The sequence below is a fragment of the Solimonas variicoloris DSM 15731 genome (assembly GCF_000382285.1).
Classification (GTDB): domain Bacteria; phylum Pseudomonadota; class Gammaproteobacteria; order Nevskiales; family Nevskiaceae; genus Solimonas; species Solimonas variicoloris.
Map to the genome: position 1 here is coordinate 410,010 of NZ_KB907926.1, position 22,083 is coordinate 432,092.

Consider the following 22,083-nt stretch of genomic DNA (forward strand, 5'->3'; position numbering starts at 1 on the left):
GCTTTGCCCGCCGCACCTTAGGCGAGCCACGCCCGGGCCGGTAAGCCCCAGTTCTTGGGATCAGGGCGCGACGCCGGCGGCCTCGTCGCGCGGCGACGGCGTCGCGCGCGCTGCCAGACGCGCCAGTTCAGCGCGGCGTGCACCCTTGTCGAGCCGCGCCAGGCGCTCCGCGGCGACATAGAAGCGCGACCAGTCGCCGCCGCTTTCGGCGAACAGCGCGGCGAACGCCGGCAGGTCGGCGTCGTAGAGGCCGAACGGCAGCAGCCGCGCGTTGTTGAGCGGCGCGGCCGCGAAGAAACCGTCGTAGTCGCCGTGCCCCTGCCAGGCGCCGTCGCGCAGCGCGCGGTACTGCGCGCGCAGCTCGTCGAGCACCGCCTGCTTGCGCACGCGCATCGCCGCTGCATCGAGCGGTTCGCGATACAAGGCCGCGAGCCGCTCGCGCGCCGCCAGCACCAGCGCCGTGAACTGCGCGCGCCGCTGCCGGCGCGCCGCCGGCTCGGCACCGCCGAGCTGCGGGTTCCGCGCCAGATACTCGCGCAGCCCCTGCTCGCCGACGAATTCGGCGAACGACTCGTTGAAGCGGGTGTCGTGCTTGACGTACAGCTTCTGGTGCGCGAGCTCGTGGAACAGCGTCGCGATCAGCGTCGCGTCGTCCCAGCGCAGCATCGAGCTGAGCAGCGGATCGTCGAACCAGCCGAGTGTCGAGTACGCCGGCACGCCGCCGACGTAGACGTCGTCGCCGCGCTCGCGCAGGCGCGCCGCCTCGGCGCGCGCATCGGCTTCGGCGTAGTAGCCGCGGTAGCCGACGCAGCCGGCGACCGGGAAGCAGTGCTCGATCGCATCGACGGAAAACTCGCGCGTCGCGAACACGTTCCAGACCACGTACGGGCGATGCAGCGCGACATAGCTGCGATAGCTGCCGTTGTCCGGCAGGCCGAGCGCGCCGACCGCCCAGCCGCGCGCGTCACGCACCGTCTGCAGGCGCGCCTTGAGGCGCGGCTCGACGGCCGGATCGTCGAGCAGCGCGGCGATCGGCTGGCGGGCGCGCAGCAGCGCGATCTGCCCGGACACCGCCTGCGCGTAGTAGCCGATCGTGCTGCAGGCGCCGAGCCACAGGCTGCCGGACAGGGTCAGGATTACCAGCGGCAGGCGGCGCATCGGTGTTCCGTATTGCGTTATGGTGACAGCACAAGGACATCAGAGGCACACGATAGTGCCATGGGGAGAATCATCATGAAGCGCCATTCGTGCGCGCGAGTCCTGCTCGCGCTCGTCACCGTTCTTGCGCTCGCCGCCTGCGGCAGCAGTTCGTCGAGCGGCAGCGGCGCACCGCGCGTCGCGGTTACCGAAAGCCGCGACGGCACGATCTACCGCCAGGAGATCCCGGTTGCCAAGACCGGCGACACCATCATCGTGCAGGTCTTCGAGCCGACCCATCTGGAGAAGGGCAAGCGCTATCCGCTGGTGCTGCAGGGCCATGGCTACGGCGGCTCGCGCGAGACCGAGGCGCCGGACGGCAGCTTCATCCGGCGCCTGATCGACGCCGGCTATTACGTGATCTCGATCGACCAGCGCGGCTTCGGCCAGTCGACCGGCACGGTGCGCGTGATGTCGCCGGACTACGAGGGCCAGGACCTGATCGCCGTGCTCGACTGGGCCGAGAACCTGCCCGGCCTCGCCCGTCGCGGCAACGGCAAGATGCTGGTCGGCTCGTACGGCGGCTCGTACGGCGGCATGTACCAGCTGCTGCTCTACGCCGCCGATCCCGAACACCGCCTGCGCGTGCTGGCGCCGGACATCACGCCGCACGACCTTACCTACTCGCTCGACCCGAACGACGTCGTCAAGTCCGGCTGGGGTCTGGCGCTGGTCGCCGGCGGCGAAGCCTCGGTGACGCAGATTCTCGATCCGGCCAATCCGCTCGGCACCGTGCAGGCGCTCGTGCAGCAGGTCGCCGAAGGCGGCACGCGCGAGGACACGGCGATCATCGAGATCCTCGCCACCGCCGGCGTCACCAACAATTTCAGCGCGGCCGGCTTCAACTTCATGAAGTACCACAGCCTCGCCTACTTCTGCGAAGGCCAGCCGGCCGGCGCGCAGAACTTCGTTCTGGCGACGCCCGACCCGCTCGAAGTCGCGCCCGAGCGGCTGCCGGCCGCCGACGTGCTGCTCACTCAGGGCTTTCGCGACACCCTGTTCAACTTCAACGACGGCCTGCACAACTACGAATGCCTGAAAGCGCGCGGCGGCGACGTGCGCCTGCTGACGCACCAGACCGGCCACATTCTGCCGGTGTCGCTCGGCACCGCCGGACTCGAGAATCCGCTCGATCCGTTCTACGCGGCGCTGACGCTGCCCGGCTTCCAGGACGCCGGCGGCACGCGCCGCTGCGGCTCGCTGGACCTCGACGACGTGCAGTTCGCCTGGTTCGAGGACAAGCTGCAGCAGCGCGCTTCGGTCGACGCGGTGCTGAGCACCGGCAGGAACGTCTGCCTGAGCCTCGCCGAAGACGATGCGGTCGCAACGCGCGAAGTGCCACGCGGCGGCACGCGCTTCGCGATCGACGCCGGCACGCCGCAGCTCAACAGCCTGCTCGGCGTCGCCGGCTCGCTGCTCGGCAACGGCCTGCGCGACAGCGTGCTGCTCGCCAACCAGACGCTGTACACGGTGCCGGCCGGCGGCGCGGTGCTGGCCGGCGTGCCGCTGCTGCAGCTCGATCTCGAAGGCCTGTCCGGCCTCGAACAGGAGAACTGCGCGACGACGCTGGTGCAGCTCGGCTGCGACCCGATCCTGTTCCTGGCGATCGGCCATCGCCCGCCCGGTCAGGAACGCTGGGACATCGTCGACGACCAGATCACCCCGGTGCGCGGCTTCGGCACACACGAGCTGGAAATGAACGGCGTCGCCGAACGCCTCGGCGAAGGCGACGAGCTGGCGCTGCTGATCTACGCCTTCCACGCGCAGTTCCCGATCACCTGGTCGCGTGACCTGCTGGTGCCGGCGCTCAAACTCAGCGGCAGCGTCGAGCTGCCGCTGCTCGATCCGGCGACGATCGTGCGCGACGGCGTCTGACGGCGCTGACCGGCAGCGCGACGGCATGGAGGCGGCCGTCGCGCCGCCTTATGATGACGGCCCCGTGCCGCCCCCGCCCATGAACGCCCCCACGACCGCCGTCAGCCGCGCCGATCTGGCCGCCTGGATCCTGAGCGCCGTCGCGCTCGGGCTGATCCTCGAACTGCATCTGCTGCCGTCGCTGCTCGCCGGCCTGCTGGTATTCGAACTGGTCGATGTGCTGACGCCGCGCCTGGCGCTGCGCGCGCTCGGCCGCGACGGCCCGCGGCTGCTGGCGGTGACGCTGATCGCGACGATCGTCATCGCCGTGCTCGCCTCGGCCGGGGTCGGCATCGTCGCCTTCCTGCGCAACAGCGACGAGAGCCTGCCGCTGTTGATGCGCAAGATGGCGCAGATCATCGACGACGCCCGCACGCGCCTGCCGGCGGACCTGCTCGCCTACGTGCCGCCGGACGCCGAGACGCTGCGCCAGAAGCTCGTCGAATGGCTGCGTTCGCACGCCGGCTCGCTGCAGCTCGCCGGCCGCGACCTCGGCCGCTCGCTGGTGCACATCCTGATGGGCATGATCGTCGGCGCGCTGCTGTCGCTGCAGAAGGCCGCGCAGCACGGCGAACGCCGGCCGCTGAGCGAGCGCATCGCCGAGCACGCCGAGCGCCTCGCCGCGGTGTTCCGCCGCGTGGTCTTCGCGCAGTTCTGGATCTCGGCGATCAACACCTTTTTCACCTGGCTCTACCTCGGCGTCGCGCTGCCGGCCTTCGGCGTCGACCTGCCGCTGACCAAGACGCTGCTGGCGATCACCTTCATCGCCGGCCTGCTGCCGATCCTCGGCAATCTGATTTCCAACACGGTGATCATCGTCGTCAGCCTCGCCCAGGGCCTGCCGGTCGCGGCCGCTTCGCTGGCCTACCTGGTCGTCATCCACAAGCTCGAATACTTCCTCAACGCGCGCATCATCGGCTCCAACATCAAGGCGCGCGCCTGGGAGCTGCTGGTGGCGATGCTGGTGATGGAAGCGGCGTTCGGCATCCCCGGCCTGATCGCCGCGCCGATCTTCTACGCGTACTTCAAGGAAGAGCTGCGCAGCCGGCAGCTGGTCTGAGCGCTCAGGCGCGCGGCTTCGCCTGCTGGTCGAGCCAGACGCCGAGGCCCTGCGCGTTGAGTTCGAGGTCGCCGTCGAGAATCGCGCCGATCGCCTCGTCGGCGAGCGTGCAGCCGTGCGCGCGCAGCGCGGCGAGCGCATCGGCGCTCAGCGCGCGCCGCAGCTGCGCATGGCGGTCCTGCACACCGGCCAGTTCGGTCGCGATCCGCTCGTAGCGGGCGATGCCGTCGCCGAGCTCGCGTGCCAGCCGCGGCACCTCGCCGACGCGGCCGTAGTGCGTCAGGTACATCCACTGCGGCGCGTACGCCAGCAGGCGCGCGAGCGTCTGCCGCCAGGCTTCGGGTTCGAACTGCACCGGCGTCGTCGTCGGCATCACGAACGGCCCGGCCGCGGTGTCGAACTCGCGGTACGACAAGCCGAAGCTGTCGCCGGTGAAGAAGCCGCGGCTGGCGGCGTCCCAGACGCAGAAGTGATGGCGGGCGTGGCCCGGCGAGTCGATGAATTCCAGCGCGCCGTCGCCGAGCGGCAGGCGCAGGCCGTCGTCGGCGACGATCACGCGCGCTTCCGGCACCGGCGCGATCTCGCCGTACATGCGCTGCACGGCGTCCGCGCCGTAGACCGCCGAGGCGCCGGCGATCAGCTTGCCCGGATCGATCAGATGCCGCGCGCCGCGCGGATGCACAACCAGCTTCGCGTTCGGCAGTGCCCGCATCAGCAGCCCGGCGCCGCCGGCGTGGTCGAGGTGCACGTGGGTCGGAATCACGTAGCGCACGCGCTCGCGGGCCAGCCCGCGCGCCTCGAGCAGCGCCAGCAGTGCCGGCACGCCGGGTGAAGTCCCCGCCTCGACGAAGGCGAGATCGTCGCCGCGTTCGATCAGGTAGCAGCAGGCCATCTGCGGGCGGACCTGCTGGGTGTCGATGCAAAGAATGCCGGCGTCGAGCGCGACGCACGGTGCGGGGGAGATCAGGCTGTCCATGCCGGCAAGCCTAGCAGACGGCACGGCGCCGCTCAGGCGGCCTTGCTGTCGGCGGCGCGACGCAGCAGCTCGACCAGTTCCTCGCGGCGGTAGATGCCGAGCTTGCGATAGATGCGCGAGGCGTGGTTGGCAACCGTGCTGATCGCGATCTCGTATTCGCGCGCGACGCTCTTGAAGGTCTTGCCGAGCGCCAGCGCGCGGGCGATCTCCTGCTCGCGCGGCGACAGCACGTCGAGCGGATGCGGCCGGCGCGCGTTGAGCAGGTACAGCCTGCCCTCCGGCTTGACGCGGAAATGCAGGCTGCCGATCTGGAACGGGCCCGGCTCGTCGAGCCGTTCCGGCGGCAGCGCGAACGGCAGCGCCGTGAAATGCACGTCGCCGAACTCGAGCGCGACCAGTTCGCGGAAACGGTCGCTGATCGCGTAGATCGCGCCGCCGGCGTCGACCAGCGCCGCCGAGCCGCGCGAGCTGCGCCCCATCGCCATCAGCCACTCGTCGCGGCGCACGAACTGCTGCAGGCCGAGCGACGCGGCCTGCACCAGGTGGCCGGCGGCGCGGCGCAGCCATTCGTGCGGCGGCGTCTGCGGCCCCGGCAGCAGCACCAGCACGCTGTGCAGCGACGAGCCGCGATGGCCGATCTTCAGCGCCAGGGCCTGCCGCGGCCGGCCGCCGGCATCGACGCCGATCTGCAGTTCGCGCTGGCCCTGCGGAAAGCGCAATCCGGCCAGCGTCGCGGCGTCCAGCGCCAGCCGTTCCGGCCAGCGCGCGAACTCGCCGTCGGCGCCGTCGCGCGCACGGATCGTCCAGGCTCCGCCGTCGGCGCCGGCCCATTCGCAGAAGCGCTGCAGGGCCTCGGCCTGGAAGTGCTGCCAGTCCCGTTCGAAGGCCGCGCTGTAGACGGCTTCGATCAGGCGGTCGAGATCGCGGTGGGCGGGACCATCCATGGGTCGCGGTTCTGCTCGCTGGCTGTTCCGGTCCGATTCTAGACCGCCCGCCCTCATCCGCGCCGCTCCGCGCTCCGTTCGAGCAGCTCGCCGTCGTGCGCGGCCGGATCCTCGATCGGTTCCAGATGGGTCAGCACCGACAGCGGCCCGAGCCGCTCGGCGATCTCGTGTTCGATCGCCTCGGCCAGGTCGTGGCCGCGCTGCACGCTCCAGGCGCCGGGCACCAGCACATGCAGCGTCAGGAAGCGGCGGCTGCCGGCGGTGCGCGTGCGGATCGCGTGGAAATCGATGCCCTGCTGGCGGTACCCGTCGAGCACGGCGTCGAGCGCGGCGCGCTCGTCAGCCGGCCAGGCGTGATCCATCAGGCCGCGGCCGGCGACGCCGAGCAGGTGATACCCGGTCCACAGCAGATAGCCGGCCACCGCGATCGCCACCAGCGCGTCGAGCACCAGCCAGCCGGTCAGCGCGACCAGGGCCACGGCGACGACGATGCCGGCCGTGGTCCAGACGTCGCTCATCAGGTGGCGGCCGTCGGCGATCAGCGCCGGCGAGCGGTGCCGGCGGCCGACCTGCAGCAGCAGGCGCGCGACGACCAGATTGACGAGCGAGGCCAGCACGCTGATCGCCAAGCCGATGCCCGGCTGCTGCAGCGGCTGCGGATGCAGCAGGCGTGGCAGCGCCGCGTAGCAGATGCCGAGCGCGGCGATGAAGATCAGCGCGCCCTCGAAGCCGCTCGAGAAGTACTCGGCCTTGCCGTGGCCGTAGGCGTGCTCGTCGTCCGGCGGCATCGCCGCCCAGCGCAGCGACGCGAACGCGGCGAGTCCGGCGCCGAGGTTGACCAGCGATTCGAGCGCATCGGACAGCAGGCCGACCGAACCGCTGTAGTGCCAGGCGACGAACTTGAGCAGCATCGTCAGCCCCGCCGCGGCGACCGACAGCAGCGCGTAGCGGGCCGGCGCGCCGAGTCCGCCGAGCATCAGACTCCCGCCGTGGTCAGCGCCCGCGCGATCTCCGCTTCGAGCATGTCGAGATCGGGAATCAGCGCTTCCTGATTGGCGACGCGGGCGCGCGCCAGCAGCAGTTCGGGGCGGTCGCGCTCGCGCAGCGGCAGCGGCTGCAGCGCCGCGCGGTTCAGCGTGACCAGATGCGGATAGGCCTGGGTGACGAGCGCAAACTGACCGGACGGCAGGTGGCGGCCGTTGGAGTTCAGGACGACGAGGCGCTCGCGGCGCGGATCGGACGCCGCTTCGCCGCGGTTGAGCGGTTCGAAGCGCAGCACCGGCAGACGCCGGCCGTTCCATTCGAGCAGGCCCGGCAGCCACGGCGGCAGCCGCGGATTCGGCTGCACGGCATCGCGGGCGACGACTTCGGCGACCGCGAGATTCGGCAGCAGCAGCGTGTCGCCGGCCAGCGCGATCAGCACCGCATAGAGCTGCTGGCGGGTCGCCGGCGTAGGGGTATCGACCGTCATGCCTGGCTCAGGACCCCGCGCAGTTCGTGCATGAGCTGATCTTCCTGGTAGGGCTTGATCAGGTAGCGGTTGACGCCGAGCGCGCGGGCGCGCTCGCGGTGTTTCTCGCCGGAACGCGAGGTGATCATGATGATCGGCGTCGCCGCGATGCGCGGCGTGTTGCGCACGTAGGCGGCGACTTCGAAGCCGTCGGCGCGCGGCATCTCGATGTCGAGCAGGATCGCCGCCGGCGTCTCGCTCTGCAGCTGCGCCATCGCGTCGAGGCCGTCCTTGGCGGTGACCACCGCGTAGCCCTGACGCGTCAGCAGGCGCTCGGTGACGCGGCGGATCGTCAGCGAGTCGTCGACGACCATCACCAGACCGCGCGTCGCCGCCGCCTCGGCGCTCGGCGCCGGACCGGCGGCGGCCATGCGCAGCGCCCGGCGCGCGGCATGCTGCGCGAGTTCGGCGACGTCGAGGATCAGCACCGCGCGGCCGTCGGCGAGGATCGTCGCGCCGCTGACGCCGGGCACGCTGCTGATCTGCGCGCCCACCGCCTTGGACACGATCTCGCGGTTGCCGAGCAGGGCGTCGACGACCACCGCGTAGCGGCGATCGCCGGCACCGATGCCTTCCGGCAGGCGCACGAGGATCGCGTGCGCGGTCTTGCCGTCGGCGCCCGCCGCTTCGCGCGGGCTGCCGAGGAAACCGCCGAGATGACGCACGCGGTAGTCGGCACCACCGTACGCGAACAGCGGACCGTTGTCGGCGTAGTACGCCGGCAATTCGTCGCGGGCGATGCGCACGATGCCCTCGATGCTCGACAGCGGGATCGCATAGGCTTCGCCGCCGACCTCGACCAGCAACGCCTGCGACAGCGCCAGATTCAGCGGCAGACGCACCAGGAAGCGCGCACCGCGGCCGATCTCGGACGACAGCTCCAGCGTGCCGCCGAGCTGCTTGACCTCGGCCGCGACCACGTCCATGCCGACGCCGCGGCCGGCGTCCTGGGTCAAGGAACGCGCCGTCGAGAAGCCGGGCATGAAGATGAACTGCGCCGCCTGTTCGTCGGAAACCTGCGCGTCGGCCGGCATCAGGCCGCGCTTGATCGCGATGGCGCGGATCGCGTCGTAGTCGAGTCCGGCACCGTCGTCGCGCACTTCGACGTAGAGCTGCGTGCCTTCGCGCCAGAGGTTGATCTGGATCTGTCCGGCCGGCGCCTTGCCGCGCGCGGCGCGCACGTCCGGCGCCTCGACGCCGTGCACGACGGCGTTGCGCAGCAGGTGCTCGAGCGGCGCCGTCATGCGCTCCAGCACATTGCGGTCGAGCTCGGCATCGGCGCCGGAGAAGACGATGTCGGCGCGCTTGCCGTTCTCCAGCGCGGTCTGCTGGACGACGCGCTGCAGACGCGCGGCCTGGCGCGAGAACGGCACCATCAGCGTGCGCATCAGGCCCTGCTGGACCTCGGTGTTGACGCGGCCCTGCTGCTGCAGCAGCGTCACCGCGCCGGTCGCGTAGGTGTCCATCGAGCCGTGCACGGCGGCGAGGTCGCCGACCGATTCGGCCAGCGCGCGCGACAGCTCCTGCATGCGCGTGTAGCGGTCCATTTCGAGCGGATCGAATTCGCCGGCGTAGCGGTCCGGGTGCTCGGACTGGGTCAGGCCGCGCGCGGTGATCTGCGCGTCGGTCTCGGCATCGAGCTGGCGCAGCTGCTCGCGGACACGCGCGATGGTCTGCGCCATTTCCGCGAGCTGCGCCTGGATGCCGCTGTTGTGTTCCTCGAGGCGCGAGCGGTAGATCGAGATTTCGCCGGCGTCGTTGAGCATGCGGTCGAGCGCATCGACCGGTACGCGCGCGGTCTCGCGCTTGAGCGCAATCTCGCGCTCACTGCCCTCGTCCGGGCGCCAGAACAGCTCCGGATCCCAGAGGCCGCTCGGCGTGGCGGCGGACACCGGCGCCGGCACCGCTGCCTTGTCGGCATGCAGCAGGCCGTGGAAGTCGCGGCGCTCCAGCTGATCGCTCATCCGGCGCAGCGCGGCGACCGCCTCGCCGACCGGTGCCAGCGCCTCGGCCTGCACCGCGCCCGAGGCTTCGAGCGCGACCAGACGCGTCTCCAGTTCGTGCGCGGCGTCGCCCATCGCGAACAGGCCGGCCATGCGCGCGCCGCCCTTGAGCGTATGCAGCGCGCGCTGCATGTCCTGCGCCGGCCCGCTCTGCGCCGGCGCGACGCGCCAGCGCGCGTAGGCGCGCTCGAGCTGTTCGAGCAGCTCGACGGCCTCGCCGCCGAAGATCTCGACCAGATCGGCGTCGACCGCCGGCGCCGTTTCGTCGTAGCGCGGCGCTTCTTCGGCGGCCGGCGCGAACGCACCGGCCGGCGTCGCCGCGAGCGGCTCCGGCAGCGGCTCCGGCAGCGACGCTGCCAGCATCTCGGCCGCCGGCGCCTCGCCGGCCGCCACCGTTGCTGACGGAACCTCGGCGTCCGCGATCTCGGCCGGCGGCACTGCGTCCGCGGCCGCGGCGGCAGGCGCCGGCGCCGTGGCAGTGGTGACGTCCTCGAGCTCGACGAGCAGCGGCTGCAGATCCGGCAGGCGACCGCGCTTGAGATCGTCGACCGCGTAGCGCAAGCCATCACCGGCCAGCTGCAGGCGCGCGGTGACGCCGCCGAGATCGGCGCCGGCGCGATCGACCAGCGTTTCCAGCCGATGCGCGACTTCGCCGACCGCACCGACGCCGGCGACGCGCGCGCTGCCCTTGAGCGTATGCAGCAGGCGGCGCAGCTCGTCGAGCGCATCGGGATCGCGCGGATTGCGTTCCAGCGCCGCGCCGGCGGCGTCGTAGCCTTCGAGCAGCTCCTCGGCCTCGGCGATGAAGATGTGCAGCAGTTCGGGATCGAGGCCGAGATCGGCGACCGCGTACAGCGCCGGCGGCACCGGCGCCGGCGCCGGCAGCAGCGCGGCGGGCTCGGGCTCGTCTTCGGCGACCGGCGGGATCTCGATCGGTTCCGCGTCGTCGGCGGCCGCGGCCGTGCCGGCGTCGCTCGGCGCGGCTTCGGCCGCGGCGGGCGCTTCCGGCACGGCGGCGTAGCGCAGCGACTCGACCACCTCGGGCACCAGCGACGCGGCCGGCGCCTCGGTCGCAATCGCCGCCGGCGCCGGCTCGGCGGCCGGCACCGCGGCGGGTGCCGCCGTGTCCCAGGCCAGCGCCTCGATACGGGCGACGAATTCGGCGCCGTCGCCATGCAGGCGGCCGTCGCGATAGGCATCGAGCTGCTGGTAGATGCCCTCGCAGAAATCGCGCAGTGCGGCGAACGCACCGGCCGACGGCAGCAGATCGGCAGTCAGCGCCTCGTCGATGCGCTTCTGCAGCGCGCGCGCGACGTTGCCGACCGCCGGGCACTGCGCCATCAGCGCGGCGCCGGTCAGCGTGTGGAAGACAACTTTCAGTTCCTGGCGCGCGGCGCGGTCGTCCGGCGCCTGCGCCCAGGCATTGATGAGGCCTTCGGCCTTCTGCACGAGATCGAAAGCCTCGCCGGAGAAGATCTCGGCGAGCTGGCGCGCCTCGTCATCCTCGTGCAGGCGATCGACGCTGCCCTGCAGCGACTCGATCTGCTCGATCCACAGGCGGGCGTCCTGCTGCTGCACGGCCTTGCTGCCGACCTGTTCGCTCCACTTGAGCAGGGTGTCGGTCGCCGCTTCGAGCAGGCTGAGGCCGGCGTCGTCGAGCGCCTGCGCGTCGCCCACCGCGCGTTCGAGCCAGTGCTCGAGCGCGCCGGCCAGCTCGCTGATCGCCGGCGCGTCGATCACCCGCGCGGCACCGCGCAGCGTATGGAACGCGCGCACCACGAGTTCGTCGACCGGATAGCGGCTGCGCGTGTGATCGTCGAACTGCGCGAGCCAGGCGCGCACCTCGCCGAGCTTGTCGAGCGCGTCCTCGCGGAAGATCGCCGCCATGTCCGGTTCGCCGGCGGCGTCCGGATCGCGGCCCTCGGCGTACTCGCGGGCCCGCGCCGCGAGCGCTTCGGCGGCGCCGTCCGGATCGCGGCCGGCGCGGAAGTCCTCGATCAGGGCCGGCAGCAGCGCAACCGCGTCGCCGACCAGCTTGACCGCGCCGGTCGAGGTCGGCACCGAGCCGTCGAGGCAGCGGTTCAGCAGGCTTTCGATCGCCCACGCGAACTCGCCGAGCGCGCTCGCGCCGACCGTCCGGCCGCTGCCCTTCAGCGTGTGGAAGCAGCGGCGGATCGTGGTCAGGCGCTCGCGGTCGCGCGGGTCGCGCATCCACAGCGGCAGATTGTCGCGCAGCGCGGCGAGCACCTCGCCGGCCTCCTCGAGGAACACCTCGCGGATCTCGTCGTCGAAGCTGTCCGGCTCCGGCGTCGGCGCCGCGGCTGGCGGCGGCGCCGCGGCGAGCGCTTCCGGCGCCGCCGCTTCGGGTTCGACCGGCACCGCGTCGGGCGCCGGCGGCTCGTCGGCCGGCGCGAGCGTCGGCCGCGCGACCGCCGCCTCGATCGCGGCGACGAAGGATTCGATCTGCGCCGGCAGCACCTCGGTGAGCGGCGAGTCATCGCGCTCCGCCTCGATGTAGTACTCGAGCGCGGCGATCGTGTCGGCGAAGCGCTCGGGCAGGCCCTGGCCGTCGCGCAGGCGCACGAACTCGGGGCTGGCGACGAAGCGGCGCAGGCGGCGCACCGCCTCGGCGACGCGCGTGCGGCGCAGGATCTCGAGTCCGGCGCCGACCTCGTCGATCAGCAGCACGGCGTCGGGCAGCTCGTTGGTCGCGCCGGACTTCAGAAAGCCGTCGACCGCCTGCTTGACGCGCGCGAGGTTGACCAGCGACTCGCGGTACAGCGCCTGCATGCCTTCGGCGTAGTCGCGCGGCGTCGGCGTGTCGAGGGTCAGCTCGTCGCGGCCCTCGACCGGGCGCAGCTGGCGGAACAGCGCGTCTTCGAGCGAGTTCTCGACGCGCAGGATCGATTCGGCGAGCGTCAGCCACTGCGCGAGGCCAGCCTCGGCGCCGAGCGCCTCGAGCGATTGCGCCTGATTGACGACCGTCTGCTGCAGCACGCGCAGGCCCAGCGCGCCGAGCACGTCGGCGATGCGGCGCAGGCTCTGCCGGGTCTCGGCGAAGCCGTCGGCGCTGCCGCCGCCGGCACGCACGACGAGGTCGATGTGATCCTTGACGCGCGCGAAGTCGGCGCGGATCTCGTCCGAGACCTTGGCCAGCAGCGACGTGCTCGGGCCGTGGATGCGGCGGCGGCGCGCGTCGAGCTCGGCCGGATCCGGCAGATAGGCGTCGAGCTGGAAATGCTGGCGCAGTGCCTGCACGCGCGCGCCGCGGCCGCGCGAGCGGCCGACGAAGAACAGCAGCTGCAGCGACAGCTCGTAGGCGCCGGCCGCGGCGGCCTCTTCGCCGGCCTCGGCGATCAGCTTCATCTGCTGGCCGACGCGGCCGAACAGGCGCTTGAGATCCAGCGAGTTGTCGAGGCTGCGGCCGAGCAGCGCCTCGATCGCCGCCGCCGCGCTGCGCCACAGCTGATGGGTCTCGCTGCGCGCGGCGTGCTGGGCGAGCTGCTCGGCGATCTTGCCGATGCGCGCGCCGGCGGTCTGCGCGTCCGGGGCATTGCGGATCCAGGCCAGCAGCGACGCCTGGAAGGCCGCGAGATAGCGCTGCGCCTGCTGCTGCAGTGCGCCGGGCGCGCGCTCGCCTTCCGGCAGCGGCAGCTTCAGATCGAGCGCCTGCAGCTGGCCGGTGAAGACTTCGACCTCGGTCAGCACCGGCTGGCCGCGCGCCAGGCGCAGCTCGTTGATCGCCGGCTGCAGCACCAGCGCGCAGTCGGCCATGTCCTCGGACAGCGCCTGCAGGTAGTCGGCGAGCTGCACGGTGCCGCCGAGCAGCGCGCTGTAGAGCACTTCGGGGTCGCGCACGCCGCCACGCAGCAGATCGTGCAGGCCCGCGGTCATTTCGCCGGCGAGCTGCGCGGCGCCGATGCAGCGGATCATCGCCGCCGTGCCGCGCACCTGGTGCAGCTCGACGTAGGCCTGCTGCAGCGGCAGCGGATCGGCCGGATTCTCGACGTGCTGCTCGATCAGCGAGCGCGCACGCGCCACGCTCTGGTCGAGCTCGCCGCGCACCCAGTGCAGGCCGCTGAACGCCGCGGGCTTGAGGCGGGCGTTCATGCGGCGGCCGCCCGGAAGCTTTCGCTCTGCGCGAGGCGGTGCAGGCTCATCGCATACCACGGATGGCCTTCGCGGACGAACGCGCCGAGCAGGTACGGCGTGAACGGCGCGGCGTCGGCTTTCATTTCGTTGCGCTGTTCGGCGGCGGTGAACTGCCGGTAACCGGCGATCTCGTCGACCAGCAGCCCGGCCGGCAGACGCTTGGAGTTGAGCACCAGCACGCGCTGGCCGCGCTGCGCCTCGCCGGCCGGCAGGCCGAAGAAGCGCGGCAGATCGACGATCGCCAGCAGTTCGCCGCGCACGTTGGCGAGGCCGGACAGCCACGGCCGCGCGTTCGGCACGCGCGTCACGCGCGGCGGCGCGATCACTTCGCGCACGTCCTCGCGCGGCGCCACGAACCAGCGCGAGGCGATGCGAAAGCCGAGACCGGTCCAGCTCTGCGCCTGGCCGCCGCCGGCGTCGAGGCGTGCCGCCTGCAGCCGTTCCTCGAGCTGCTCGAGGATCGCGAACGGGTCATCACGCAAGGCCCGCAGGTCGGTGCTCATGGCCAAGGCCGGGTCCGTCAGCGGCGCACATGGGCGCGCACCGCGCCCAGCAGTTCGTCGCGCGTGAACGGCTTGGTCAGGTACTCGTCGGAGCCGACGATGCGGCCGCGGGCGCGGTCGAAGAGGCCGTCCTTGGAGCTGAGCATGATGACCGGCGTGCTGCTGAACTGCGGATTGTTCTTGATCAGCGCGCAGGCCTGGTAGCCGTCGAGGCGCGGCATCATGATGTCGATGAAGATGATGTCCGGCTGGTGGTCGGCGATCTTCGACAATGCTTCGAACCCGTCCTGCGCCGTCACCACCTGGTAGCCCTCGCGCGCGAGCAGGGTCTCGGCCGTGCGGCGGATGGTCTGACTGTCGTCGATGACCATGACCCGGGCCGTGGCATTTGCCTCTGTGGACACTCCCTTCCCCCTCAAGCGCTTGCGCTGCGATGTTGCGGCGGTTTTTAGCACAGTCGCTGCGCAGCTGCCTATCGGCCCCGGCGAGCGTCGGATCCGGGCCGCCGAACGCGCATGCGTTACTATCCGTTCCCATGAATACCGACCCGAATCCGCAACCGGTGCCGCGCCTGCTGACGGCGCAGACCGGGCCGCTGCTCAAGCTCGAATCGACCTTGCTGGCGCGCGCCGCCGACATCGAAGCCTGGTTCCGCCAGCAATGGCAGAAGACCCCGCCGCCGTTCTACAGCTCGGTCGACCTGCGCAACGCCGGCTTCAAGCTGGCGCCGGTCGACACCAACCTGTTCCCCGGCGGTTTCAACAACCTGAACCCGGCGTTCGAGACGCTGTGCGTGCAGGCTCTGCAGGCGGCGATGCAGCGCGTCTGCCCGAACGCCTCCGGCGTGCTGCTGGTGCCCGAGAACCACACGCGCAACAAGTTCTATCTGGAGAACGTCGCGACCCTGTACGGCCTGATCAAGAAGGCCGGCTTCCACGTGCGCATTGGCTCGCTGCTGCCGGAGCTGCGCGAGCCGCTGGAGCTGACGCTGGAGATCTCCGGCCGCAAGCTGCTGCTCGAGCCGCTGCAGCGCACGGACGACCGCGTCCACGTCGGCGACTTCTATCCGTGCACGGTCCTGCTCAACAACGATCTGTCGGCCGGCGTGCCGGAGATCCTGCAGGGCATCGACCAGGACGTGGTGCCGCCGCCGGACCTCGGCTGGCATCTGCGCCAGAAGTCGAACCACTTCGGCTTCTACCGCGAAGTCGCCCGCGAGTTCGCGGCCGTTGCCGACATCGATCCGTGGTTCGTCGATCCGCTGTTCCGCAACTGCGGGCAGATCAACTTCATGAGGCAGGAAGGCATCGACTGCCTGGAAGCGAACGTCGGCCTGCTGCTCGAGGACATTCGCGCCAAGTACGCCGAATACGGCATCCGCGACGAGCCCTTCGTCATCGTCAAATCCGACGCCGGCACCTACGGCATGGGCGTGATGACCGCCAAGAGCGTCGAGGACGTGCGCAACATGAACCGCAAGGCGCGCACCCACATGGCCAGCGCCAAGGAAGGCCGCGAGGTCACCGGCGCGATCATCCAGGAAGGCGTCTACACCTTCGAGAAGATGGGCGCCGACGAGGCGACCGCCGAGCCGGTCGTCTACATGATCGACCGCTTCGTGGTCGGCGGCTTCTACCGCCTGAACTCGCAGCGCGGCAACCAGGAAAACCTCAACGCGCCGGGCATGCGCTTCGAACCGCTCGCCTTCGACGAGCCCTGCTGCGCGCCGGACCACAGCTGCGGTCCGGACGAGCGGCCGAACCGCTTCTACGCCTACGGCGTCGTCGCCCGCCTCGCGGCGCTGGCGGCGGCGCGCGAGATCGCCGCGGTCAGCGCGATCCGCGCCGAGAGCAGCGCCGCGCTGGCCTGAAACGCCGGGTGCCGGGGCCGCGCCGGCGGCCTTGGCACCCGATTTGCTGGCTGATCGGGGCCCAGGAAAGGAGTCCTCGATGAAGCCAGGGATCATGGCCGTGGTCGCGTGTGCCGGCGCGACCTTCACCGCATCCGCCGTCGCCGCCGATTGCCGGCTCGCCGACACGGTGCCGCTGCGCATGTACGTCACCAAGCCCGACGATCTGTTCCTGCCGCTGGCGGAACCGCTCGCCGTGCCGAGCTACCGCCTCGGCGAGGCGCTGACCGTCAAGGCCGGCGACATCGTGCTGAGCCGCAAGGTGGCGATGGTCGGCAAGCTCGCGCGTTTCGACGCCGACGTCGCCTACCGTTCGCGCATGCCGTTCTCGACCGACTACACGCTTAAGGGCGGCGTCGACTACCCGCTGCTGGCGATCAGCACGACGACGCGGCTGCACGCGATCGCGCTCAAGGTCTCGAACGGCAACGACGACTACGTGTTCGTCGACGGCAACGGCGCGCTCTGCGAGAAGCCGATGGTCTACGAGCACTGGCACGAATACCTGACGTACCGCGCCGGCCGCTATACCGCCGCGCCGGAGCTCGCCGCGCACCAGCTCAGCACCGAGCCCGCTGCGGTCGAGGCCGGCGCCGACGGCGACACGATCCTCGTCGACCACATCGACGCGGCGGCCGTGGACTTCAGCCTGCGCCGCACCGTCCACGGCAAGATGGGCGAGGCACAGAAGTTCTCGTTCGACATCCACAGCAAGGAAGTCGCGCTCGGCGGCTATACGCTGCGCCTCGACGCGGCGACGCCGGACAGCCTGACGCTCGCGGTGGTCGGCGAACCGGCGCTGCCGTAGCGCGCCCGCGGCGGCGCCCTACCCGGGCGCCGCCGATGCCGCTACGCTGCGCGGCATGAAAAGCTCCGCACCGAAAACGCTCGGGGTCGTCATGGACCCGATCGCGTCGATCAAGCCGTACAAGGACACCACGCTGGCGCTGATGCTGGCGGCGCAGAAGCGCGGCTGGACGCTGCGCTATCTGGAAATGAACGACCTCTGGCTGCGCGACGGGCACGCCTGGGGTCACGCCCGTCCGCTGACCGTGTTCGACGACAAGAAGCACTGGTTCGAACTCGGCGAGGCGGACACCGTCGCGCTCGGCGATCTCGACGCGATCCTGATGCGCAAGGATCCGCCGTTCGATCTCGAATACATCACCGCAACGTACATCCTCGAACGCGCCGAGGCCGCCGGCGCGCTGGTCGTCAACCGCCCGGCGAGCCTGCGCGACTGCAACGAGAAGATGTTCACCGCCTGGTTCCCGGAGCTGACGCCGCCGACGCTGTTCTCGCGCAGCGAGGCGACGCTGCGCGCGTTCCACGCCGAGCATCGCGACGTCATCTACAAGCCGGTCGACGGCATGGGCGGCATGGGCATCTTTCACGTCGACCCGTCCGGCCGCAATCTCGGCGCCGTGATCGAGGAGCTGACGCGCCACGGCACGCGCACCATCGTCGCGCAGAAGTACCTGCCGGCGATCAAGGACGGCGACAAGCGCGTGCTGGTCGTCGACGGCGAGCCGGTGCCGTACTGCCTGGCGCGCGTGCCGCAGGCCGGCGAGACGCGCGGCAATCTCGCCGCCGGCGGGCGCGGCGAACCGCGGCCGCTGACCGCCCGCGACCGCCAGATCGCCGAGACGGTCGGCCCCGAACTCAAGCGCCGCGGCCTGCTGTTCGTCGGTCTCGACGTGATCGGCGAGCACCTCACCGAGATCAACGTCACCAGCCCGACCTGCGCGCGTGAAATCGACGCCGCCTACGGTACCGACATCGGCGGCCTGCTGATCGACGCCATCGAACGGCGCCTCGCCTAGCCCCACGTGCAGGCGCGCACGGCGGAGCGCCGCGTCGCGACCGTTCGGCGGCCCGGCGCTTGCCGGCGCACGGGCCGGTCCGGATACTGGACCGCGCCCCATCCAGACGGTTTTGCGGATGCCATGAACGACGAAGACTTCCTGAAGCATCAGTTCCTGGTCGCGATGCCCAGCCTCGAGGACGAGAACTTCGTGCAAACCGTGTCGCTGCTCTGCGAGCACAACGACAGCGGCGCGATCGGCCTCGTCATCAACCGCCCGACCGACCTCAAGCTCGGCGACATGATGGAGCAGATGGGCCTGGAGCACGGCGCGCTCGGCGACGAGGCGATCGTCTTCTGGGGCGGCCCGGTGCAGCCCGAACGCGGCTTCGTCGTGCACCGCCAGCCGGGCGGCTGGGAGTCCAGCCTCGAAGTCGGACAGGACCTTTACATCACCACCTCGCGCGACATCCTGCGCGCGATCGGCCAGGGCGAAGGCCCGCGCGATTACCTCGTCGTGCTCGGCTACGCCGGCTGGGGCGCCGGCCAGCTCGAAAGCGAGATCCTGCACAACTCCTGGCTCAACACGCCGATCGACGAGCAGATCCTGTTCCGCACGCCGGCGCGCGATCGCTGGCAGGCCGCGACCCGCCTGCTCGGCGTCGACGTCACCCAGCTCGCCGGCAACGCCGGCCACGCCTGAGGATCGAACGCCGCCGCGCCCGGCCGGCGCCGGGGCGCTGCAACAGTGCCCGGCGTTTGCTACGGTGCCGGCCCATTCCCGGCTTCGCCACCCCATGCCCACCTATCTCGGCTTCGACCACGGCGAGAAACGCGTCGGCGTCGCCCTCGGCGACGACCTGACCGGCAGCGCGCGGCCGCTGCCGGCGCTCGCCGACGGCGACTGGGCCGGCATCGAGCGCCTGATCCGCGAATGGCGCCCGGCGGCGCTGATCGTCGGCCTGCCGCTGAACGAGGACGGCGCCGAGCAGCGCGCCACGGCCGCGGCACGCCGCTTCGCCGCGCAGCTCGCGCAGCGCTACGGCCTGCCGGTGCACCCGGTCGACGAGCGCTACTCCTCGCGCGCCGCCGACGACGCGCTGCGCGAGGCGCGCGCCAGCGGCCGCATGGTGCGGCGCGTGCGCAAGGGCGACCGCGACGCCCAGGCGGCGCGCGTGATCCTCGAGCAGTGGCTCGCCGAACACGCATAGAGGCCCGCCTGCGGGAAGTCCCGCGCTTTCAAAGCACGCGCGCGCTGGGCGACAATAGCCGCCCAGAATGAAGACCACCGAACCGAATCACGGCCTCCAGCTCGACGCGCGCGGGCGACTGCGCCATCTGCTGACGCTCGATGGCCTGCCGCGCGAGCTGCTGATCGACATCCTCGACGAGGCCGAGGCGCACGACAAAGTGCTGCGCGGCCAGGACAAGAAGCAGGGCACGCTGTCCGGACGCACCATCGTCAACCTGTTCTTCGAACCGAGCACGCGCACGCGCACGACCTTCGAGCTTGCCGCCAAACGCCTGTCGGCCGACGTGCTGAACCTGCAGGTCTCGGCCTCGTCGACGTCGAAGGGCGAAACCCTGTTCGACACGCTCAAGACGCTGGAAGCGATGCAGGCCGACATGTTCGTGGTCCGCCACGAAGCCTCCGGCGCCGCGCATTTCTTCGCCGAGCATGCCGCGCCCGGCGTGGCGATCCTCAACGCCGGCGACGGCCGCCACGCGCACCCGACGCAGGGTCTGCTCGACCTGTTCACGATCCGCCGCTACAAGGGCGGCGGCGTCGGCGGACCGTCCAACGACTGCTTCAAGAAGCTGACGGTGGCGATCGTCGGCGACGTCCTGCACTCGCGCGTCGCGCGCTCCGACATCCACGGCCTGCGCATCCTCGGCACCAAGGAAATCCGCGTGGTCGCGCCGCCGACGCTGGTGCCGGCCGACATCGAGGCGATGGGCGTCAAGGTCTTTCACGAGCTCGAAAGCGGCCTCGACGGCGCCGACGTCGTGATCCTGCTGCGCCTGCAGAAGGAACGCATGATGGGCGCCTTCCTGCCGTCGCTGGCCGAATTCCATCGCGACTTCGGCCTGACCCGCGCGCGCCTCGCCAAACTCAAACCCGAGGCCATCGTCATGCATCCGGGTCCGATCAACCGCGGCGTCGAGATCGAGGGCGACGTCGCCTACGGTCCGCGTTCGCTGATCCTCCACCAGGTCAGCCACGGCATCGCCGTGCGCATGGCGGTGATGTCGATGATCCTCGGCGCACCGGCCGCAGCCGAAGCGCGTTCGCCACGGAGCCGCCGATGAAACCGCAGTCTCCGGACTGGTCGCCGGCCCGCGCCGTGAAGCCGGACAGCCCGACGCCGCGCTCGCTGCTGATCCGCGGCGCGCGCGTGCTCGATCCCGGCAGCGGTTTCGACGGCATCGGCCACGTCGGCATCCGCGACGGCGTGATCGTCGCCTGCGAACCGTCGCTGCCGAACGAGGCCTACGACGAGACCGTCGACGCCGACGGCCTGTGGCTGATGCCGGGTGTGGTCGATCTCTGCGCGCGTTTCCGCGAGCCGGGGCAGACACACAAGGCCAGCTTCGCCAGCGAAGTGCCGGCCGCGCAGGCCAGCGGCATCACCACCGTGCTGCTGCCGCCGGACTGCCAGCCGGTGATCGACTCGCCGGCGATGCTGCTGCGCGTACAGCGCATCGCCGCGCAGGCCGGCGGGCTCGATGTGCGCGTGCTCGGCGCGCTGACCAAGGGCCTCGGCGGCGAGGCGTTGGCCGAACTCTCGTCGCTGAAGAACGCCGGCGCCAGCGGCGCCAGTCAGGCGCTGCAGCCGATCCGCGATTCGCTGGTCGCGCGCCGCGCCCTGGAATACGCGCACGGCCTCGGCATCACCGTGCACGTGTTCGCGCAGAACGCCGCGCTCGCCGCCGGCGGCTGCGCGCACGAGGGCGCGATCGCCACCCGCCTCGGCCTGCCGCCGATTCCGGCCGCCGCCGAGGTATCCGGCATCCGTTTCTGGATCACGCTGGTCGAGGACACCGGCGCGCGCGTGCACTTCTGCCGTTTGTCGACCGCGCGCGGCGCCGAGCTGGTGGCGCTCGCGCAGCAGCGCGGCCTGCCGGTCAGCGCCGACGTCGCCGCGCACCAGCTGTTCCTGACCGACGCCGACATCGACGGCTTCAACGCGCTGTGCCATGTGCAGCCGCCGCTGCGCGGCGCGGCCGACCGCGACGCGCTGCGCGAGGCAGTCGCCAGCGGCGTGATCGGCGCGATCTGCTCCGACCACCAGCCGCACGAAGCCGACGCCAAGATCAATCCGTTCCCGCTGACCGAGCCCGGCATCTCGGCGCTCGAAACGCTGCTGCCGCTGACGCTGGCGCTGGTGCACGAAGGCCGGCTGTCGCCGCTGGCGATGGCCGAGTGCCTGAGCCTCGGGCCGGCGCGCATCGCCGGTCTCGATGCCGGCCGCCTCGATGCCGGCCAGCCGGCCGACCTCGTGCTGATCGATCCGGACGCCGAGTGGACGCTGCACACCGAGCGCCTGCTCAGCGCCGGGCGCAACACGCCGTTCGACGGACGCGCCCTGCGTGGACGGGTCGTTCGTACCGTTTATCGGGGTCAGACGGTATTCGCGGGATAGCGGCATTCCGCGACGGCGCGGCGCGCGGTATATAGTGAAGATCGACGCCCGCGGGGGGCGCAGGGAGAACATATGGCTCGTGTCATGATCGTGGACGATTCACCCACGGACGTGCAGAACCTCAAGAGCATCTTGCTGAAGGCCGGGCACCAGGTCATCGAAGCGACCTCGGGGCAGGACGCGCTGGAGCGCGTCAAGAGCGAGAAGCCTGACGTCGTCATCATGGACGTCGTCATGCCGGGCGTGAACGGCTTTCAGGCGACGCGCACGCTGTCGAAGGATCCGGGCACTGCGCACATCCCGGTCATCGTCGTCAGCAGCAAGAACCAGGAAACCGACCGCGTCTGGGCCCTGCGCCAGGGCGCACGCGAGTATCTGGTCAAGCCGGTCAAGGAAAGCGACCTGCTCGCCAAGATCAAAACCGTCCTCGGCGCCTGACGCGCCGGGTACCCTAGCTGGGAGGACTC

Annotated in this window: 18 protein-coding genes; 10 read left to right on the forward strand and 8 right to left on the reverse strand. The window is 71.2% G+C overall.

Going from position 1 to position 22,083, the window contains the following annotated elements; translation table 11 throughout:
* Nucleotides 1–60: 60 nt before the first annotated feature.
* The gene (locus H149_RS0104440; protein ID WP_020648534.1) at nucleotides 61–1,158 is read right to left on the reverse strand and encodes an aminopeptidase; all 1,098 of its coding nucleotides are present in this window, start codon (nucleotides 1,156–1,158) and stop codon (nucleotides 61–63) included.
* Between the two features lie 75 nt (nucleotides 1,159–1,233).
* Between H149_RS0104440 and H149_RS0104445 the strand changes: the two genes are divergently transcribed.
* Together H149_RS0104445 and H149_RS0104450 are read left to right on the forward strand one after the other, a co-directional pair.
* Nucleotides 1,234–3,072: a CocE/NonD family hydrolase gene (locus tag H149_RS0104445; protein ID WP_020648535.1), complete on the forward strand. Its 1,839-nt coding sequence runs from the start codon at nucleotides 1,234–1,236 to the stop codon at nucleotides 3,070–3,072.
* 79 nt (nucleotides 3,073–3,151) lie between these two features.
* Nucleotides 3,152–4,171 (forward strand): AI-2E family transporter, encoded by a 1,020-nt coding sequence (locus H149_RS0104450; RefSeq protein ID WP_020648536.1) that lies wholly within the window; start codon nucleotides 3,152–3,154, stop codon nucleotides 4,169–4,171.
* A gap of 4 nt (nucleotides 4,172–4,175) precedes the next feature.
* Here the strand turns inward: H149_RS0104450 and H149_RS0104455 are convergent, their stop codons facing one another.
* From H149_RS0104455 to H149_RS0104485, 7 genes are read right to left on the reverse strand one after another with little or no spacing between them, the layout of a single operon-like run.
* Nucleotides 4,176–5,147: an MBL fold metallo-hydrolase gene (locus tag H149_RS0104455; RefSeq protein ID WP_020648537.1), complete on the reverse strand. Its 972-nt coding sequence runs from the start codon at nucleotides 5,145–5,147 to the stop codon at nucleotides 4,176–4,178.
* A gap of 32 nt (nucleotides 5,148–5,179) precedes the next feature.
* On the reverse strand, nucleotides 5,180–6,091 hold the full coding sequence (locus tag H149_RS21960; protein ID WP_020648538.1) for a helix-turn-helix transcriptional regulator: 912 nt from the start codon (nucleotides 6,089–6,091) through the stop codon (nucleotides 5,180–5,182).
* Nucleotides 6,092–6,144: 53 nt separating this feature from the next.
* A complete protein-coding gene (locus H149_RS0104465; RefSeq protein WP_020648539.1) occupies nucleotides 6,145–7,068 on the reverse strand; it encodes a cation diffusion facilitator family transporter in 924 nt (307 codons plus the stop codon).
* On the reverse strand, nucleotides 7,068–7,562 hold the full coding sequence (locus H149_RS21965) for a chemotaxis protein CheW (protein ID WP_020648540.1): 495 nt from the start codon (nucleotides 7,560–7,562) through the stop codon (nucleotides 7,068–7,070). Before H149_RS21965 ends, H149_RS0104465 begins: the two co-directional genes overlap by 1 nt.
* Nucleotides 7,559–13,714, reverse strand: a complete 6,156-nt coding sequence (locus tag H149_RS21970; RefSeq protein WP_020648541.1) for a hybrid sensor histidine kinase/response regulator — start codon at nucleotides 13,712–13,714, stop codon at nucleotides 7,559–7,561. Before H149_RS21970 ends, H149_RS21965 begins: the two co-directional genes overlap by 4 nt.
* The gene (locus H149_RS0104480) at nucleotides 13,711–14,259 is read right to left on the reverse strand and encodes a chemotaxis protein CheW (protein WP_020648542.1); all 549 of its coding nucleotides are present in this window, start codon (nucleotides 14,257–14,259) and stop codon (nucleotides 13,711–13,713) included. The genes H149_RS21970 and H149_RS0104480 overlap by 4 nt, the downstream gene beginning before the upstream one ends.
* 17 nt (nucleotides 14,260–14,276) lie before the next feature.
* The gene (locus tag H149_RS0104485) at nucleotides 14,277–14,630 is read right to left on the reverse strand and encodes a response regulator (protein WP_020648543.1); all 354 of its coding nucleotides are present in this window, start codon (nucleotides 14,628–14,630) and stop codon (nucleotides 14,277–14,279) included.
* A 164-nt stretch (nucleotides 14,631–14,794) separates the two neighbouring features.
* On the opposite strand from H149_RS0104485, the gene gshA reads away from it, so the two are divergent.
* The 8 genes from gshA to H149_RS0104525 all read left to right on the forward strand — a co-directional run bounded on the left by gshA (nucleotide 14,795) and on the right by H149_RS0104525 (nucleotide 22,054).
* Nucleotides 14,795–16,129 (forward strand): glutamate--cysteine ligase, encoded by a 1,335-nt coding sequence (gshA, locus tag H149_RS0104490; protein ID WP_020648544.1) that lies wholly within the window; start codon nucleotides 14,795–14,797, stop codon nucleotides 16,127–16,129.
* A gap of 79 nt (nucleotides 16,130–16,208) precedes the next feature.
* Nucleotides 16,209–16,976, forward strand: coding sequence for a hypothetical protein (locus H149_RS0104495; RefSeq protein WP_026352852.1), 768 nt, complete (start codon nucleotides 16,209–16,211; stop codon nucleotides 16,974–16,976).
* 55 nt (nucleotides 16,977–17,031) lie between these two features.
* Complete coding sequence (gshB, locus tag H149_RS0104500; RefSeq protein WP_039747892.1) at nucleotides 17,032–17,991, forward strand: glutathione synthase; 960 nt, start codon at nucleotides 17,032–17,034, stop codon at nucleotides 17,989–17,991.
* 123 nt (nucleotides 17,992–18,114) lie between these two features.
* Nucleotides 18,115–18,675: a YqgE/AlgH family protein gene (locus H149_RS0104505; RefSeq protein ID WP_020648547.1), complete on the forward strand. Its 561-nt coding sequence runs from the start codon at nucleotides 18,115–18,117 to the stop codon at nucleotides 18,673–18,675.
* A 94-nt stretch (nucleotides 18,676–18,769) separates the two neighbouring features.
* Nucleotides 18,770–19,183 (forward strand): Holliday junction resolvase RuvX, encoded by a 414-nt coding sequence (gene ruvX / locus H149_RS0104510; protein WP_020648548.1) that lies wholly within the window; start codon nucleotides 18,770–18,772, stop codon nucleotides 19,181–19,183.
* A gap of 67 nt (nucleotides 19,184–19,250) precedes the next feature.
* Entirely contained in the window at nucleotides 19,251–20,282 is a 1,032-nt protein-coding gene (locus H149_RS0104515; protein ID WP_020648549.1) for an aspartate carbamoyltransferase catalytic subunit, read from the forward strand.
* Nucleotides 20,279–21,616 carry a dihydroorotase gene (locus tag H149_RS0104520; RefSeq protein ID WP_020648550.1) on the forward strand — a complete coding sequence of 446 codons (1,338 nt, stop codon included), beginning with the start codon at nucleotides 20,279–20,281 and terminating at the stop codon, nucleotides 21,614–21,616. Before H149_RS0104515 ends, H149_RS0104520 begins: the two co-directional genes overlap by 4 nt.
* A 72-nt stretch (nucleotides 21,617–21,688) precedes the next feature.
* On the forward strand, nucleotides 21,689–22,054 hold the full coding sequence (locus H149_RS0104525) for a response regulator (RefSeq protein WP_026352854.1): 366 nt from the start codon (nucleotides 21,689–21,691) through the stop codon (nucleotides 22,052–22,054).
* Nucleotides 22,055–22,083: the final 29 nt, after the last annotated feature.